Here is a 17,422-nt window from a genome sequence, read left to right as displayed (position 1 = left end):
CTTATTTCTCACTATCGACCAGGCCGCGCACGAAGGCACGCTGCATCACTAAAACAATCACTACTGGTGGGATCAGAGTTAACAACATCGCCGCCATCACCGAGTTCCATTCCGTGGTGCCTTCGCCTGTGGCAATCATCCCTTTGATCCCTGCAACGGTAGTGCCGAGATCAACGTCGGTAATAATCAGCAGCGGCCACAGATACTGGTTCCAGCCGTAGATAAAGGTGATCACAAACAGCGCCGCCAGATTGGTTTTCGACAACGGAAAGACAATGTCGCAAAAGAAGCGCATTGGCGACGCGCCGTCGATCCGCGCGGCTTCCACCAGCTCATCCGGTAGGGTCATAAAGAACTGGCGGAACAGAAACGTGGCGGTCGCCGAGGCCATCAGCGGCAGCGTTAAACCTGCATAGCTGTCGAGCATCTTCAGATTGGCGATGACTTCTACCGTCGGGAAGATACGTACTTCAACCGGCAGCATCAGGGTGATAAAAATCATCCAGAAGAAGAGGTTACGCAGCGGAAAGCGAAACCAGACAATAGCGAATGCCGAGAGCATCGAGACAGTAATTTTGCCGAGCGTAATACTGAACGCCATCACGAAGCTGTTAAGCAACATCCGCCAGAACGGCGCACTATTCGTGCCTACCCCGTTCACCCAGATGTTGTGGATGTTTTCCAGCAGATGCGTGCCGGGAATTAGCGTCATCGGCGCGGCATAGACGGCTTGTTTATCCAGCGTTGCCGCGACAAACGCCACGTACAGCGGGAAGAGGATCACCGCGATCCCGAGGATCAGCATGGTATGGCTGAATATCGTCAGCCACGGACGGTTCTCAATCATTGGTAACGCACCTTGCTTTCAACATAGCGGAACTGCACCACCGTCAGCACGATGACGAGGAACATCAACACCACCGACTGCGCGGCAGACGAAGCCAGATCCAGTCCGGTAAAGCCTTCGCGGTAGATCTTATAAATCAGCGTCGTGGTGGCCTGAACCGGCCCGCCGGACGTGGCGGCGTCGATCACCGGGAAGGTGTCGAAGAAGGCGTACACCAGGTTCACCACCAGCAGGAAGAAACTCACCGGAGCGATAAGCGGTAACGCAATCTTAAAGAAGCGGCGAATTGGGCCTGCGCCGTCGATGGCTGCGGCTTCAATCAACGAACGGGGAATGGATTGCAGCGCGGCATAGAAGAACAGAAAGTTATAGCTGATTTGCTTCCACACCGAGGCAAACACCACCAGAAACATTGCCTGACCGCTGTTTTGCGCGTGGTTCCAGTCGTAGCCGAACTCAGCGAGAAAATGGGTGATCAGCCCACGACCGGGGTTAAACAGGAAGATCCACAATACGGCGGCAACGGCGGGTGCCACGGCATACGGCAGCAGCATCAAGGTTTGATAGAAACGACTGCCGCGCACGATGTACTCCACCAGCGCCGCGAAGAACAGCGACACCAGCAAACCGCTGACGGTGACAAAGGTGCTGAATTTTATCGTCGTCCAGAAGGAGTCGAGATAGTAGCTGTCATGGAACAGCGTGACGAAGTTATCCAGGCCGACAAACTGGCTGGAGAAACCAAACGGATCGACGCTTTGTAGCGAATACCACAACGCTTCGCCCGCAGGCCAGATAAAAAAGATAACGGTGATGATGAGCTGCGGCGCGACCAGCAGATAGGGCAGCCAGCGCGAGCGGAACACCGGACGGGATGATGACATAAATAAACTCTTCGTGTTGTGTTCCCCTCACCCCGACCCTCTCCCCAAAGGGGCGAGGGAGAAAGGCGGTGCGGCGTTTTGCCATTGAGTCAACTTCGCTCTACCACGCCGGGTGGTTCCCTTCGCCTTCAGAACGAAGTGACAAACCGACACGGCACTTTCCCACCACGCCGATCGGTTCCCTCTCCCTTAGGGAGAGGGTTAGGGTGAGGGTAAGAGAATTAAGACTTCGTAGACTGCTCAAAGCGGCGCAGTAACTGATTCCCACGCTCAACGGCAGTATCCAGCGCCTGCTGTGGCGTCTTCTTGCCGGTCCACACGCTCTCCAGCTCTTCATCCACAATCACGCGGATCTGCGGCATGTTGCCCAGACGCAGCCCTTTGGTGAACGGCAACGGCGGTTTGTTCAGCATCTGACGCGTCGCGGTATCCGCCCCTGGGTTTTTCTCGTAAAAGCCCTGCTCACGGGTCAGGTCATACGCCGCTTTGGTGATCGGCAGATAACCGGTTTTCTGATGCCATTCAGCAGCGTTTTCTGGCTTCGCGAGGAAGTCGAGGAACTTCGCCACGCCGGTATACGTTTCTTTATCTTTGCCCTGCATCACCCACAGGCTGGCTCCGCCGATAATGGCATTTTGTGGCGCATCTTTCGCATCGGCGTCGTAAGGCATCATGCCTACGCCGTAGTTGAATTTGGCGTACTCGCGAATGTTGGCAAGAGAACCGGAAGAGGCGGTGGTCATCGCGCAATCACCGTTATAGAACTTCTCGGTGGATTCATCCTTACGCCCGACATAGCTGAAGTCGCCCTTCTTGTTCATCTCCTCGAGCATGGCGATGTGTTTCACCTGCTCCGGCTTGTTGAACTCCAGCACCGCATCTGTGCCGTCAAAGCCGTTGTTTTTGCTGGCAAACGGTAGACCGTTCCAGGCGCTAAAATTTTCCAGTTGGATCCAGCCCTGCCAGCCGCTGGCGTAGCCGCACTTCATACCGGAGGCTTTCAGTTTTGCGGCATAGTCCGCCAGATCCTGCCAGGTTTTCGGCGGCTGTTCCGGGTCTAATCCTGCTTTCTTGAAGGCGTCTTTGTTGTAATAGAGTACGGGGGTCGAGCTGTTGAACGGCTGGGAGAGTAAGTGGCCCGTTTTGCTGTCGGAGTAGTAACCGGAAACCGTCGGCACAAACTGCGATTCATCGAATTGAATCCCCGCCTCTTTAAACACGTCATATACCGGTTTAATGGCTTTCGACGCCATCATGGTAGCGGTGCCAACTTCATAAACCTGCAAAATAGCCGGCGCGTTGCCGGTACGAAATGCGGCAATCCCCGCGCTTAAATTCTGTTCGTAGTTGCCTTTGTAGGTCGGTACAATTTTGTAATCCGGATTTTCGGCGTTAAAACGTTGAGCCAGAGAATCCACCTCTTTACCCAGTTCCCCTTCCATAGAATGCCAGAACGGAATGGTCGTCACTGCCTGTGCATTCCCCATTAACGCCAGTCCGAGCGCCAGTGCTGAAGCTGTATAATGTAACGGTTTCATCGTTTATCTCTCTTGTTGTACCGAATGCGCGAATTCACGCGTTTTATGCTCGCGGGGTAACATGACATGCTCGAATTACAGAAAAATAACTTTTTTGTTACATTTGTAAGATAGTAAGGTGTCAGAAAGATGACAAGGCAGTGACGGCGCGGGTGAGGGAAAATGGGAGATGGGACACGGATAAGCGGGAAAATAGAAGGTCTGAATCAAACTCTACAGATTGCTCATCGTTTCATGCCGGATGCAGCGTAAACGCCTTATCTGGCCTACAAGATCGTACAAATTCAATATATTGCAACTCACCCAGTAGGCCTGATAAGCGCAGCGCATCAGGCATTTTTACATTTGTCAGCTGTCTCAAAGGAGTCTTTTGACTCCTTATCAATCAACGTGTTATTACCCGCCTAAATACGCGCTTCTCACCGCTTCGTTCGCCAGCAGCGCGTCGCCGGTATCGGAGAGCACCACATGGCCGTTTTCCAGCACGTAGCCGCGATCCGCCAGCTTTAGCGCCTGGTTGGCGTTCTGCTCGACGAGGAAGATAGTCATCCCCTGCTCGCGCAGCTGCTCGATGGTGTCGAAAATTTGCTGGATGATAATCGGCGCCAGCCCGAGCGATGGCTCATCAAGCAACAACAAACGCGGGTTGCTCATCAGCGCACGACCAATCGCCAGCATCTGCTGTTCACCGCCGGACATGGTGCCCGCTCGCTGAATACGGCGCTCATGCAGACGCGGGAACAGCTCATACACCCACTTTATGCGCTCCTGAAACTGGTCGCGTTCGGCAAAGAAGCCGCCCATTGCCAGGTTCTCTTCCACCGTCATTCGTGAGAAGACACGACGCCCTTCCGGGACAATCGCTACCGCTTCACGCATGATTTTCGCCGTCTGCCAGTCGGTAATGTCTTTATCATCAAACACAATTCGCCCGCTGGTGGCGCGCGGGTCGCCGCATAATGTGCCGAGCAAGGTGGTTTTCCCCGCCCCGTTCGCGCCAATGAGGGTGACAATCTCGCCCTGATTGATATGCAGGCTCACCTCATGCAGCGCCTGGATTTTGCCGTAGTGGGCGCTGACTTTGTCAAAGGACAACATGACTTTTTCCATCTTATGCCTCACCTAAATAGGCACGGATCACGTCCGGGTTATTACGGATCTGCTCCGGCGTACCGTTTGCCAGTGGCGTCCCCTGATTGACCACGTAAATTCTGTCTGAAATCCCCATCACCAGCTTCATATCGTGTTCAATCAACAAGATAGTGGTGTTGTGATGGTTACGCAGTTCGGCAATCAGCTCATCCAGTTCTTTAGTCTCTTTCGGGTTAAGACCTGCCGCAGGTTCGTCAAGCATTAAAATCTCCGGCTGCGTCACCATGCAGCGGGCAATTTCAAGACGGCGTTGGTCACCGTAGGCCAGGTTACTCGCCTGACGGTTAGCGTGTTCCAGCAAACCAATGCGCTCAAGCCAGGTTGCGGCTCGATCGAGCGCCTCACTTTGGGCGCGACGGAAAGAAGGCGTTTTCAACAGGCCAGAGAACAGCCCGGTTTTCAGTTGCTGATGCTGCGCCACCAACAGGTTTTCAATCACCGTCATTTCACGGAACAGACGCACGTGCTGAAAAGTACGCACCACCCCCATACGGGCAATTTGCTGACCAGCCAAACCTTCCAGATGCTGATCGCGCAGTAAAATGGTGCCGCCAGTGGGTTTGTAGAATCCGGTCAGGCAGTTAAAGACCGTGGTTTTTCCGGCACCGTTAGGGCCGATTAACGAGACGATCTCCTGCGGGTACAGTTCGAGATTGACGTTATTCACCGCCAGCAGGCCGCCGAAGCGCATCATCAGGCCGTTAACAGATAATAATGGCTGATTCATACCTGCTCTCCTTTCGTTTCGCTGTTTTTCAGCTTGAGTTGCGGGCGCGTCATGGGCAGCAAGCCCTGCGGACGCCAGATCATCATCAGCACCATCAAACCACCGAGCATTAACATGCTGTATTCGTTGAAATCACGCATCAACTCGCGCGACACCACCAGCAAAATTGCTGCCAGAATCACCGCGAACTGCGATCCCATACCACCAAGCACCACTATCGCCAGCACAAATGCCGATTCGGCAAAGGTGAAGGATTCCGGGCTGACAAAGCCCTGGCGCGCAGCAAACAGCGTTCCGGCAAAACCCGCAAACGCGGCGCTGATGGTAAAGGCGGTCAGCTTGATACGACGTGGGCTTAAGCCCAGCGAACGGCAGGCGATCTCGTCTTCACGCAACGCTTCCCACGCACGCCCCAGCGGCATCCGCAGCAGGCGGTTAATGACGAACAAAGAGAACACTACCAGCAGCAAGGCCACCAGATAGAGGAAGATGACGCGATCGGAGGGATCATATTTCAGGCCAAAGAAATTGCTGAACGTATCCCAGCCGCCTTCACGGGCGGTACGGCTGAACTCAAGGCCGAAGAAAGTGGGTTTCGGGATCTGACTGATGCCGTTCGGACCGCCGGTAATTTCGGTATTATTGAGCAGCAATATGCGCACAATTTCGCCGAAACCGAGGGTAACGATCGCCAGATAATCACCACGCAGACGCAGCACCGGGAAGCCGAGAAGGAAGCCCGCCGCCGCTGCCATTAACCCGGCAATTGGCAGGCAGGTCCAGAAGCCCAGACCGTAATAGTGATTGAGCAGCGCAAAGGTGTAAGCGCCGATGGCGTAAAAACCGCCGTAACCCAGCACCAGCAGGCCAGACAGCCCCACCACCACGTTCAGCCCGAGGCCGAGGATAATGTAGATCATGGTCAGGGTGGCGATATCCACCGTCCCGCGTGAAACCATAAACGGCCACGCCACCGCAAGCACCAGCAGCGCCACGAGGAACAGTTTCTGCTTCACCGTGGAGCCATCAATCGCGGGCAGAATAAACTTCGGCCCGGAAACGCTTTTTAGCCCTTTCTGGAAAGCGGGTCGCACAAGCTGGAAGAAAAAGACCACCGCTGTGCCAATAAACACCCACTGCCAACGGATGTCTGAAGCACTGTCAACCACCAGTTTGGTGCCATCCAGTTCCAGTTGCACGCCCATAAAGATGCCCGCCAGAACAAAGAACATAGCGGCAGAAAGCAGCGCCATTGCAATATGCATCGGTTTCATACTTTCTCTACCTCCGGACGACCCAGAATACCTGTCGGCATCACCAGCAGAACCAGAATCAGTAAGGCAAATGAGACCACATCTTTATATTCCGTACTCAAATAAGCCGAAGAGAGCGCCTCCGCAATCCCCAGAATCAACCCGCCAATCATCGCCCCCGGAATACTGCCAATCCCACCGAGCACCGCTGCGGTAAAGGCTTTCATCCCGGCCATAAAGCCGATATAGGGGTTAATCACGCCGTAGAACTGACCGAGCAGAACGCCCGCCACCGCCGCCATCGCCGCGCCAATCACAAAAGTCAGCGCAATCACCCGGTCGGTGTTGATGCCAAGCAGGCTCGCCATTTTCAGATCTTCCGCGCAGGCACGACACGCGCGCCCCATGCGGGAATAGCGAATGAAAATCGTCAGCGCCAGCATGGCGAGGAAGGTGACAATCCAGATCACCGCCTGCATGGTGGTAATAGAGGCAGAGAAGTTTTCGCTATGACCCACCACCCACTGACCGTTAAACAAGCTGGGCAGCGCCACGTCGCGCGAACCTTCGGTGAGGCTGACGTAGTTTTGCAGGAAGATGGACATACCGATTGCCGAGATGAGCGCAATCAGGCGCTTAGAGTTACGTACCGGGCGATAGGCCACCCGTTCGATACTCCAGCCGTAGGCGCTGGCAATGACGATTGCGCCGACAAACCCCGCCGCTACCAGTAGCCAGCCGGTATCAATGCCCATCATCATCAGTGCAGCGATGATCATAAAGGAGACGTAGCTGCCAATCATGTAAACCTCGCCGTGGGCGAAGTTGATCATGCCGATAATGCCGTAAACCATGGTGTAGCCGATGGCTATCAGCGCGTAGGTACTGCCCAGCGTGACGCCGTTAAACATCTGCTGCAAGAAATACAAAAACTGCTCAGACATAAGGTAACCTTTCTAAACCCGCCCGCATTTCACGGACGGTGGGATGATCACTTGGCTGCCGTGGATGAACCGTCGGCGTGCCACTGGAAGACACCAAAATCAAATCCCTTCAGATCGCCTTTTTCATCCCAGTTCAGCGGCCCAATCACGGTGTTTGCACCGTTAGCTTTTAAATCTTTCACCAGTGTCAGCGGCTCATCGCTGCCGGTACGCTCAAGGGCAGTTGCCAGAGATTGCACCGCCGCGTAGGTGATCCAGACATAAGGCCCGGACGGATCTTTCTTGTCCGCTTTCAGCGCATCAACGATGCCTTTGTTTGCCGGATCCTGGTCATAGCGTTTTGGCATGGTGACCAACATGCCTTCGGCGGCATCGCCGGCAATGTTCGACAGCGACGCATTACCTACACCTTCCGGCCCCATAAACTGAGTATTCAGGCCAACGGAACGCGCCTGGCGCAGCATCTGCCCCATTTCCGGGTAGTAACCACCGTAGTAAACAAAGTCGATGTTTTCTTTTTTCAGGCGGGCGATCAGCGCGGAGAAATCTTTCTCGCCAGCGGTAATGCCGTCGAAGAAGACGACGTTGGCGTTAGCCGCTTTCAGCCCGTCCTGCACCGAACGCGCCAGCCCTTCGCCATACTGTTGTTTGTCGTGAATGATGGCGATACGCTGAGGCTTCACCGTCTCAACAATGTATTTTGCCGCCGTTGGCCCCTGGGAAGAGTCCAGCCCGGCAGTACGCATGATGTGTTGATAACCGCGTTGAGTCAGCTCCGGGTTAGTCGCCCCCGGCGAGATCATCAGGATACCTTCATCTTCATAGATATCTGACGCAGGTTGGGTAGAAGAGGAACACAGATGGCCAATAACGTATTTAATGCCGTCGTTAACGATTTTGTTGGCGACCGCAACGGCTTGTTTTGGGTCGCAGGCGTCGTCATATTCCACGCCAACCAACTTATCGCCCTTAATTCCCCCTTTGGCATTAATGTCTTTAATCGCCTGACGCGCGCCGTTAAATTCCATATCACCCCACTGGGCAATCGGGCCGGACATCGCGCCGACAACGGCAACTTTAATATCGTCGGCTAAAGCAGTGTGTGAAATTGCCAGTGCAATCATCCCTGCGATGATAGTTTTCGCATTCCGTTTCATAGTCAAAAATCCCCACTCGTAATGTTGTGTTGCTTTGTTTTTTATGTGTTAACAAATCAGACTGTTCTTTTTTATACTGCGCTGTTTTTGCCTGTCCGATTAAGGGTTTAGCGCAGTTTTTGTGATGATATCGATTAAAATCTCTATTTTTCAGTCGATTAAGAACAGATAATATTCTGAATTAATTGATAGATAAACAGAAAAAAGCGCCGTTGTCAGCATAAAATAACGGTACAAAGGGCGGAATAATTCACTACCATTCAGGGGATTATGCTGGACAATTTTCATTCTATAATGTTTTTAATTTGTAATTATTGCTGAAAAAAAATTAATCACCTGCCAAAAGAAATAAAAAAGAGAAAGCCTCCGATTAAATTATTTCGCTACACTGGTTCCACTTTTGTGATTTGTACGGGTTCCCCATGAAGCTGACCATCATTCGATTAGAAAACTTTAGCGACCAGGATCGGATTGACCTGCAAAAGATCTGGCCGGAGTATTCTCCTTCCTCTTTACAGGTTGACGATTCCCACCGTATTTACGCCGCGCGTTTTAACGAGCGCCTGCTCGCTGCCGTGCGAGTAACCTTAAGCGGCACCGAGGGAGCGATGGATTCCCTGCGTGTACGGGAAGTCACCCGCCGACGCGGCGTAGGGCAATATCTGCTGGAAGAAGTGTTACGTGATAATCCCGGCGTTTCATCCTGGTGGATGGCGGATGCTGGCGTGGAAGATCGCGGCGTGATGACAGCGTTTATGCAAGCACAGGGGTTTACGGCACAGCAGGGCGGTTGGGAGAAGCGTTAATCGCTCTGTGTAAAAAGCAGTTCTATGGATTTGGTTGGAAAAAATAACGCATTTTCGTTTTCTCCGACCAACGGGATAAAGCCCAGCGACTGATAAAACGTCTGGGCTTTTTCATTCAGCGCCTCGACAAAAAGACCGTGAATACCTACCGCTAAAGAGGCTGACCAGACGACTTTCATGGCATGAGCAACCAGTGTTGCTCCCCATCCCTGCCCCTGTATTGAACGATCAATTGCCAGACGCCCAAGAGTGACGCTGGGAATATTTTTGTAGGGAATTTTTTTCTGTTTCGATTTCGAGGGCAATGCGGCTCGTTCAAAACAACTGCCGGATAATGTGTAATATCCCAGGACCTGGCGTTCTGGCGTGTTGGCACGAAGGATGTACGCTCGCAGAATTTTATTGCGATGCTGACGAACCAGATGTGTCGTCAGAAAGAGATTTAAGGCTTCTTCGCCGCAGTCGAATCGCTGTAGATCATAATCTGCATCATCGGTCAGAATCTCTATCGTCAGATCATCCATAAATTATTACATTCCCTGAAGACGTTTTGCCGCACGTTTTAACTTTTCACCTGGTGACGGCGGATTACTCAGCGCATCCATCACCCGCGTCCAGGACTCCTCATTAAGGATCACTCGCCGATGCTGTTCAATCACTTCTGCAGCCCGCTGCGAGGCACTATTCAACATAAATTGGCTGACGGACTGATTAGATATCGCCGCCGCTTCCTCAATTAGACTTTTGTCATCGTCAGTTAAACGCAGATCGATACGCTGCTTTTTAACAGCAGACATGTAAACTCTCCTGCTACTTATAAATATGTACGGAATTCTACCGTACATTAAGCATATCCTGGATTGTTTAATCTTTCTACAACCATTTCGACAAACACAAAAAAACCCGATGGTGGTTCAGCTCATCGGGCATTTTCATTTATCTATCTGTTACTTCGCATCGGTCGCCGTGCCGTTGGCGTGCCAGTCAAACACACCGAACTCAAAGCCTTTCAGGTCACCTTTCTCATCCCAGGTCAGTGGCCCCATCACCGTATCAACCGAGTTCGCTTTCAGGTATTTGGCGATCTCCGCCGGATCGTCAGACTGATTCAGCCCCGCCTGCAAAGATTGCAGCGCCGCGTAGGTGGTCCAGACGAATGCGCCGCTTGGATCCTGTTTTTTCGCTTTGATCGCGTCAACAATCGGTTTGTTCGCCGGAACCTGATCGTAGTTCTTCGGCTTGGTCACCAGCAGTCCTTCCGCTGACTCGCCCGCGATATTAGACAGCGAGACGTTAGCCACACCTTCCGGCCCCATAAACTGAGTTTTCAGCCCCGCCGCGCGCGCCTGACGCAGGATCTGCCCCATTTCCGGGTGATAACCGCCGTAGTAAACGAAGTCGATATTCTCTTTCTTCAGGCGTGCCACCAGCGTCGAGAAATCTTTTTCCCCGGCGGTGATGCCATCAAAGAACACTACGTTAGCATTGCCTTTCTTCAGGCCGTCCTGCACCGCACGCGCCAGACCTTCGCCGTACTGTTGTTTGTCGTGAACGATAGCAATACGCTGCGGTTTCACTTTCTTAAGAATATATTTTGCCGCCGTCGGCCCCTGGTCGGAGTCCAGACCGGTGGTGCGCAGGATCAGCTGATAGCCACGGGCAGTCAGCTCCGGCGCGGTTGCCGCTGGGGTGATCATTAAAATGCCTTCGTCTTCATAAATGTCAGACGCTGGCTGTGTTGATGAAGAACAGAGGTGACCAATGACATATTTAATGCCGTCGTTAACCACTTTGTTCGCCACCGCGACGGCCTGTTTCGGGTCACAGGCATCGTCATATTTTACGATTTGCAGTTTGTTGCCTTTAACGCCGCCTTTGGCGTTGATATCCGCAACCGCCTGTTCTGCGCCAGTAAACTCCTGGTCACCATACTGTGCCACCGGACCAGACATTGCGCCCACGACCGCGACTTTAATATCTTCTGCCAGAGCCATATTGCTGAATGCCAGCGCGATACATCCTGCCAGTAACGCTTTACCCTTTATGTTCATCCTGAGAATCCCCATTCTTCTGGTTATTACGTGTGTTGTGATGTTGTTGTTCAGCACTTTATTTCGTTTTATGCATGACTACCCGTGCTTTAGCAGCATACTCTGCTAAAACATACCCGATTTTTATGATATTGGAATAGCTATTTTGACAGTTTATTAACAATCTGCGTGGGGATTGGCGTTTTGCCGGAGGGGGGAATTGATTATTGTAGAGGCCCAAAAAACAAAAACCCCGGACTCTCATCCAGGGTTCTCTGCTTAATAGCGGAAATTACGCTTCAATGGCAGCGCGAAGTTTTTTCATCGCGTTCTTTTCCAGCTGACGTACACGTTCAGCGGAAACGCCGTAACGGTCAGCCAGTTCCTGCAACGTAGATTTGTTATCTTCGTCCAGCCAGCGCGCGCGGATGATATCCTGGCTACGCTCGTCCAGACCCTGCATCGCGTCGGTCAGACGGTTTGCCGCCTGCTCTTCCCAGTTATCATCTTCAATGCCGTCGGCAAAGTTAGATGATTTATCCTGCAGATAGAGCACCGGAGCCATCGGCTGGCTGTCGGAATCGTCGTCGGAAGACATGTCAAAAGTCATGTCCTGTGCCGCCATACGCGATTCCATCTCACGGACGTCTTTGCTGGTTACGCCCAGTTCGCGAGCCACCATTTCGACTTCATCCTGGTTAAACCAGCCCAGACGCTGCTTGGTTTTACGCAGATTAAAAAACAGTTTGCGCTGCGCTTTGGTGGTCGCAACTTTGACGATACGCCAGTTACGCAAAACGTATTCGTGGATCTCTGCTTTGATCCAGTGAACGGCGAAGGAGACCAGGCGCACACCCACTTCCGGGTTGAAACGGCGCACTGCTTTCATCAGGCCGATGTTACCTTCCTGAATCAAATCCGCCTGTGGCAGGCCATAGCCCGCATAATTACGAGCAATATGAACAACAAACCGCAGGTGAGACAGGATCAGCGTTTTAGCTGCTTCCAGATCGCCATGGTAATGCAGCTTTTCAGCCAGCGCCCGCTCCTCGTCAGCCGACAACATCGGCCATGCGTTAGCTGCCCGGATGTAAGAATCCAGGTTGCCAACAGGGGCTAAAGCTAAACTTTGCATTTTGTCAGTCATTCAAATCCTCTCAATCGATATCTTCTGGCGCTTCAGTGGTAGCAACAACTGTGCCAGAGCTTAAGAGCAACGAGATTATCATTCACAGTTTTATCAGACCGTGATTTTATCCACAAGTTCAATGCTGTCTTGTGAATAAATTACGCACAAAATGTGACATAGAGATGAAATACCGGGAAGAGACAACGGGGTCTCTTTCCCTGCTACGGAACCCATTGCAGGGAAAGAGTATAACACGATTTTATTATTCCGGCGTAAAGTGCCGTAAATGTTGTACCGTGGCAAGCCATGCCGCCACCCAGCCAATCATCGAACACACCAGCAGCAGCAGCAGGCATTCATCGAACGATAAACCATTGATATCAAACTTCGTTCCGAATACCTGCGCCACTTCCGCAACCGCCGATGACAAACGCAGCACCAGAATTTCTGACAAAATTAATGACAGTAATGCGCCAGAAAATCCCAGCAGCGCGCCACCATACAGGAACGGGCGAAGTATGAAACCATCCGTCGCGCCAATCAGTTTCTGCACGTTGATGGAGTCGCGGCGGGCAAATATGCTCAGACGCACGCTGTTGCCGATAACCAGGAACACTGCCGCCACCATCAGCACGCCGATCATCGCCGAAACACGCCCTACCAGCCCAGTCAGTGCGGTCAGACGGGCAAACCAGCTATCGTCCATTCGTACTTCATCGATGCCGTTAATTTGCGTGATGCGATCACGCAACGTATTCAGCGACTCCGTCCCCTGAAAATCGAGTTTTGGGATCACCACCGCCACAGCCGGAAGTGGGTTTTCCTCCAGCATGTCCAGCGCGCCGCCAAAACCAGACCAGTTACGGAACTCGCCCAACGCGTCCTCACGAGAAAGATAGTTCACTTTCTCCACGCCCTGTTCGGCCTGTAACTGTGCCACCACACCCGCTGCTGCGTCATCGTCCAGCGTTTTTTGCAGATAAACGGTGATTTGCGGTGAGGGATAATACTGCGTCGCCGCCTGGTTAACGTTTTTGTACACCATGTAGCAGACGCTTGGCAGCGTCAGGGAAATGGCGATGACCATCACCGTTAAAAACGTAGCGAACGGTTTGCTTTTGAGATCCTGCAAAGCGCCGTGGAACGCATAACGCACCTGTTCGTTGAAAACGTTAGTTTTGCGATTTACCGGTTTTGGCGAGGATTTCGGGCGTTTCGGCGCGTTACGACCACCGTCGCCTGAGCCGCCGACCGATTTACGGAAGCGATCCAGACGTCCGCCAAACTGCCGGATATGATTGATTGCATCGCGCTTATTCATGGCCCACGCCTCCATGCAAGTGACCATCGCTCAGGGTGAGCATACGATAGGAACGCCGCGAAATCAGGTTGATGTCGTGCGTTGCCATCAATACCGTTACCCCAACGCGGTTAAACTCTTCAAACAGGCGTAAAATTCCTTCCGACAGCGCGTCGTCAAGGTTACCGGTCGGTTCGTCCGCCAGCAGTACCGCTGGTTTGTTAACCACCGCGCGGGCAATGCCAACGCGTTGTTGTTCACCGCCAGAAAGCTGAATCGGAAAGTTCTTCGCTTTGTCCAGTAGCCCGACTTTATCCAGCGCCGCCGATACACGACGACGAATATCGTCACCGCTGGCACCGGCGATAATCAACGGGATCGCCACATTATCGTAGACAGTACGATCCATCAGTAGATGGTGGTCCTGGAAAATCATGCCAATCTGGCGGCGCAGAAACGGAACTTCACGGTTTTTCAGACGCGTGATGTCATGGCCGCTAAACCAGATTTTCCCGGCGCTGGGCCGCTCAATCCCACAGATCAGCTTCAGGAGGGTACTTTTCCCTGCACCGGAATGACCGGTCAGAAACGCCATCTCACCCGGCTGCATATGGAACGTAACGCCCTGCAGCGCCTGTCTCCCACCGAGATAAGCCTTGCTGACATGTTCAAAGCGAATCATTGTTAATCCTCTCGGGCAAAAAGTGCCTCTATAAAGTCGTCCGCCTTAAACGGACGCAAATCCTCAATACGTTCGCCGACACCAATATAGCGAATAGGAATACCAAACTGGTCAGCCACCGAGAAAATTACTCCGCCTTTCGCCGTGCCGTCCAGTTTAGTTAACGTGATGCCGGTTAAGCCGACGGCTTCATGGAACAGTTTGGCCTGGCTTACCGCATTCTGCCCAGTGCTGGCATCGATAGTCAGCATAACTTCATGCGGCGCTTCAACGTCGAGTTTCTTCATCACGCGGACGATTTTCTTCAGCTCTTCCATCAGGTGCGATTTGTTCTGCAAGCGTCCGGCGGTATCGGCAATCAGGACATCAACATTACGCGCCTTAGCGGCTTGAATAGCGTCGAAGATAACTGAGGCGGAATCCGCGCCGGTATGCTGGGCAATCACCGGAATATTGTTGCGCTGACCCCAGACCTGAAGCTGTTCAACCGCTGCTGCACGGAAAGTATCGCCCGCCGCCAGCATGACCGATTTACCTTGTTGTTCAAACTGACGCGCCAGCTTACCGATAGTCGTGGTTTTACCCACGCCATTGACGCCTACCATCAGAATCACGAACGGTGTTTTACCTTCGACATTCAGCGGTTCATCGACCTTCGCCAGAATCTCACCCATCTCTTCTTTCAGCAGACCGTAGAGCGCCTCAGCATCGCGAAGCTGTTTGCGGGTCGCGCCTTCAGTCAGATTGGTGATGATTTTGCGCGTGGTTTCCACGCCCACATCGGCGATGAGCAATTGCTCTTCCAGCTCTTCAAACAGATCATCGTCGATTTTTTTACCACGGAACAGGCTGATAAATCCGGAACCGAGGTTTTCTTTAGTTTTCAGCAGGCTGCGTTTCAGGCGAGCGAAGAAACCTTCTTTGGTTGGTTTTTCCTGCTCCTGGGCTACCTCTTCCACCGGCTGATCTTCTTCTGCCGGAGGAACGACCATCACCGCCTCTTCTGCCGCTTCAGCGGCCAGCGCCTGTGCTTCCAGCTCTTCGTCGGTGATTTCTTCTTTCGCTGCTTGTTCTTCCGCCGCTTCGACAATCTCCACGGTTTCCGCTTCGGCCTGCCACTCTTCTGGCGAAACTTCTTCGACTTTAACGTCTTCTGGCAGCGGCAGCTCTTCACGCTCAATAGCCACTGGCTCTGGCGTAACTTCAGGTTCAACTACCGACGCTGGCGTTTCTTCAACTATCGGCTCCGGTTCTGCAATAACTTCCGGCTCGACAACCGCTTCAGGTTGCGCTTTTTCACTTTCGGCAACGTGTTCAGTGACTTCCACAACGTCGGCAGCAAAAGTTTCCGCCTCAGCTTCAGTATGCGCCTGCGGCTGTTCTTCAACGGGTTGTTCAGCAACTTTCGCAGGCTCTTGCGCCTGGACGATTTCTTCTACAACCGGTTGTTCGTTTTGGGTTTCTGTCTCTTTTTCCGGGGTCTGCTCTTTTTGACCAAAGCCCAGCCAGGAAAAAAAGCCACGTTTTTTTTCTTTCGCCATCTGCGACTACACTCCTCGCTGTTGCTTCATGGCACAGCGTTAACGCTATGTACATAGCAGCTAAAAAAATGATGAAATAGTCTACCACTTAACTTAATCCACATCACCGCCTGCAAGTATGTGTTATCTGGCGGATTGAGCAATTTACCATGAAAAAACCGAATCATTCCGGCAGCGGTCAAATCCGCATTATTGGTGGGCAGTGGCGAGGCCGTAAACTCCCGGTTCCTGATAGCCCAGGTCTACGTCCTACCACCGATCGCGTGCGCGAAACGCTGTTTAACTGGCTGGCGCCAGTCATTGTTGATGCGCAATGCCTGGACTGCTTCGCAGGTAGCGGTGCGCTGGGGCTGGAAGCCTTGTCACGCTACGCTGCGGAAGCTACGCTGGTTGAGATGGATCGCGCGGTATCTCAGCAATTAACCAAGAATCTCGCGACGCTGAAAGCAGGCAATGCGCGAGTCGTGAACACCAATGCGATGTCTTTTCTAATGCAAAAAGGAACGCCGCATAATATTGTGTTTGTTGACCCTCCGTTCCGCCGTGGCTTGTTGGAAGAAACCATTAATTTACTGGAAAACAACGGTTGGCTGGCTGATGAAGCCTGGGTATATGTTGAAAGTGAAGTAGAAAATGGCCTGCCCGCCGTTCCTGCCAACTGGTCGTTATATCGCGAAAAAGTGGCTGGTCAGGTCGCTTATCGGCTGTATCAGCGTGAAACACAAGGAGAAAGTGATGCTGATTAATATTGGACGTTTGTTAATGCTCTGCGTTTGGGGATTTTTGATCCTCAATCTTTTTCAACCATTCCCACGCCCGCTGAATATTTTCGTTAACGTGGCGCTGATTTTTACCGTGCTGATGCATGGTATGCAACTGGCGCTGTTAAAATCGACCTTGCCGAAAGATGGCCCGCAGATGACCACCGCCGAAAAGGTACGTATTTTCCTTTTCGGCGTGTTTGAACTGCTGGTCTGGCAGAAGAAATTTAAAGTTAAAAAATAATCTTATTTGTCGCCAACAAAGCTGACAAAGCGCGTTCCTTTATAGCTCAGTGTACCTTTATCGCCCACTGTCAGGGCATGGTACTGCTGGGCGTCGAGGCGGAACGTCTGCTCCAGTCCGCCGCTTTGCGGTTTGAAGCTCGCCTCATAGCGCATACTGGTGCCTGCCGGAGTCACTTCCTGCTGGCGCGAACGTCGATCGTTAATCGGTTTTTCCCGCTTGTTACTCACCACCACCAGCTTTTGCTGGAGCGGTGCCATATCATTATCAGCTTTTTCCCGCCGCTGTTGCATAAAACGAAACGATGCGGCGACGATAATTAAGCCAATGATAACAATAAAGAAAAGAGGTGGTTTGCTCATCTTTATCCCTCATCGGAAAATGAGGAAATAAGCATACCCTGCCAGTTATGGTGTTGTCATCCGTC

General features: G+C 52.4%; 19 protein-coding genes. 3 read left to right on the top strand and 16 right to left on the bottom strand.

The genetic code is table 11. The annotated features are described in order from the left end of the window. Position 1 precedes the first annotated feature (1 nt). The 8 genes from ugpE to livK all read right to left on the bottom strand — a co-directional run bounded on the left by ugpE (position 2) and on the right by livK (position 8,502). Complete coding sequence (gene ugpE, locus FC814_RS02245; protein WP_000572164.1) at positions 2-847, bottom strand: sn-glycerol-3-phosphate ABC transporter permease UgpE; 846 nt, start codon at positions 845-847, stop codon at positions 2-4. Beyond that, complete coding sequence (gene ugpA / locus FC814_RS02240) at positions 844-1,731, bottom strand: sn-glycerol-3-phosphate ABC transporter permease UgpA (protein WP_000099289.1); 888 nt, start codon at positions 1,729-1,731, stop codon at positions 844-846. Before ugpA ends, ugpE begins: the two co-directional genes overlap by 4 nt. 221 nt (positions 1,732-1,952) lie before the next feature. Continuing rightward, complete coding sequence (gene ugpB, locus FC814_RS02235) at positions 1,953-3,269, bottom strand: sn-glycerol-3-phosphate ABC transporter substrate-binding protein UgpB (protein WP_000803191.1); 1,317 nt, start codon at positions 3,267-3,269, stop codon at positions 1,953-1,955. A 396-nt stretch (positions 3,270-3,665) separates the two neighbouring features. Then, a complete protein-coding gene (livF, locus tag FC814_RS02230) occupies positions 3,666-4,379 on the bottom strand; it encodes a high-affinity branched-chain amino acid ABC transporter ATP-binding protein LivF (protein WP_000416891.1) in 714 nt (237 codons plus the stop codon). A 1-nt stretch (position 4,380) separates the two neighbouring features. After that, positions 4,381-5,148, bottom strand: coding sequence for a high-affinity branched-chain amino acid ABC transporter ATP-binding protein LivG (gene livG, locus FC814_RS02225; protein ID WP_001075509.1), 768 nt, complete (start codon positions 5,146-5,148; stop codon positions 4,381-4,383). Beyond that, positions 5,145-6,422 carry a branched chain amino acid ABC transporter permease LivM gene (gene livM / locus FC814_RS02220; RefSeq protein WP_137325447.1) on the bottom strand — a complete coding sequence of 426 codons (1,278 nt, stop codon included), beginning with the start codon at positions 6,420-6,422 and terminating at the stop codon, positions 5,145-5,147. Before livM ends, livG begins: the two co-directional genes overlap by 4 nt. Beyond that, a complete protein-coding gene (gene livH / locus FC814_RS02215) occupies positions 6,419-7,345 on the bottom strand; it encodes a high-affinity branched-chain amino acid ABC transporter permease LivH (RefSeq protein ID WP_001295111.1) in 927 nt (308 codons plus the stop codon). The genes livM and livH overlap by 4 nt, the downstream gene beginning before the upstream one ends. 47 nt (positions 7,346-7,392) lie before the next feature. After that, the gene (livK, locus tag FC814_RS02210) at positions 7,393-8,502 is read right to left on the bottom strand and encodes a high-affinity branched-chain amino acid ABC transporter substrate-binding protein LivK (protein ID WP_000827692.1); all 1,110 of its coding nucleotides are present in this window, start codon (positions 8,500-8,502) and stop codon (positions 7,393-7,395) included. A 422-nt stretch (positions 8,503-8,924) separates the two neighbouring features. Between livK and panM the strand changes: the two genes are divergently transcribed. Then, on the top strand, positions 8,925-9,308 hold the full coding sequence (gene panM, locus FC814_RS02205; RefSeq protein ID WP_000778811.1) for an aspartate 1-decarboxylase autocleavage activator PanM: 384 nt from the start codon (positions 8,925-8,927) through the stop codon (positions 9,306-9,308). On the opposite strand, the gene ataT is transcribed toward panM, so the two are convergent. The 7 genes from ataT to ftsY form a co-directional block, all read right to left on the bottom strand. Then, entirely contained in the window at positions 9,305-9,832 is a 528-nt protein-coding gene (gene ataT, locus FC814_RS02200; protein WP_000342457.1) for a type II toxin-antitoxin system toxin acetyltransferase AtaT, read from the bottom strand. The two genes, panM and ataT, sit on opposite strands and share 4 nt — an antisense overlap. A gap of 6 nt (positions 9,833-9,838) precedes the next feature. Further along, positions 9,839-10,105 (bottom strand): type II toxin-antitoxin system antitoxin AtaR, encoded by a 267-nt coding sequence (ataR, locus tag FC814_RS02195; protein WP_001277103.1) that lies wholly within the window; start codon positions 10,103-10,105, stop codon positions 9,839-9,841. 150 nt (positions 10,106-10,255) lie between these two features. Then, positions 10,256-11,359, bottom strand: a complete 1,104-nt coding sequence (gene livJ, locus FC814_RS02190) for a branched chain amino acid ABC transporter substrate-binding protein LivJ (RefSeq protein ID WP_137325446.1) — start codon at positions 11,357-11,359, stop codon at positions 10,256-10,258. A gap of 271 nt (positions 11,360-11,630) precedes the next feature. Then, positions 11,631-12,485: an RNA polymerase sigma factor RpoH gene (gene rpoH / locus FC814_RS02185; RefSeq protein WP_000130220.1), complete on the bottom strand. Its 855-nt coding sequence runs from the start codon at positions 12,483-12,485 to the stop codon at positions 11,631-11,633. 244 nt (positions 12,486-12,729) lie between these two features. Continuing rightward, positions 12,730-13,788 carry a permease-like cell division protein FtsX gene (ftsX, locus tag FC814_RS02180; protein ID WP_001042014.1) on the bottom strand — a complete coding sequence of 353 codons (1,059 nt, stop codon included), beginning with the start codon at positions 13,786-13,788 and terminating at the stop codon, positions 12,730-12,732. Beyond that, positions 13,781-14,449, bottom strand: coding sequence for a cell division ATP-binding protein FtsE (gene ftsE / locus FC814_RS02175; protein WP_000617723.1), 669 nt, complete (start codon positions 14,447-14,449; stop codon positions 13,781-13,783). The genes ftsX and ftsE overlap by 8 nt, the downstream gene beginning before the upstream one ends. A 2-nt stretch (positions 14,450-14,451) precedes the next feature. Continuing rightward, the gene (gene ftsY, locus FC814_RS02170; RefSeq protein ID WP_137325445.1) at positions 14,452-15,990 is read right to left on the bottom strand and encodes a signal recognition particle-docking protein FtsY; all 1,539 of its coding nucleotides are present in this window, start codon (positions 15,988-15,990) and stop codon (positions 14,452-14,454) included. A 149-nt stretch (positions 15,991-16,139) separates the two neighbouring features. On the opposite strand from ftsY, the gene rsmD reads away from it, so the two are divergent. Further along, positions 16,140-16,736, top strand: coding sequence for a 16S rRNA (guanine(966)-N(2))-methyltransferase (gene rsmD / locus FC814_RS02165; RefSeq protein ID WP_000743185.1), 597 nt, complete (start codon positions 16,140-16,142; stop codon positions 16,734-16,736). Then, on the top strand, positions 16,726-16,995 hold the full coding sequence (locus FC814_RS02160) for a DUF1145 family protein (RefSeq protein WP_001517271.1): 270 nt from the start codon (positions 16,726-16,728) through the stop codon (positions 16,993-16,995). Before rsmD ends, FC814_RS02160 begins: the two co-directional genes overlap by 11 nt. A gap of 2 nt (positions 16,996-16,997) precedes the next feature. On the opposite strand, the gene FC814_RS02155 is transcribed toward FC814_RS02160, so the two are convergent. Next, positions 16,998-17,357: a DUF2500 domain-containing protein gene (locus FC814_RS02155; protein WP_000042879.1), complete on the bottom strand. Its 360-nt coding sequence runs from the start codon at positions 17,355-17,357 to the stop codon at positions 16,998-17,000. Positions 17,358-17,422 lie beyond the last annotated feature (65 nt).

Source organism: Escherichia sp. MR, assembly GCF_005280595.1.
Lineage (GTDB): Bacteria > Pseudomonadota > Gammaproteobacteria > Enterobacterales > Enterobacteriaceae > Escherichia > Escherichia ruysiae.
This window is presented reverse-complemented; position numbering and strand designations above follow the sequence as displayed.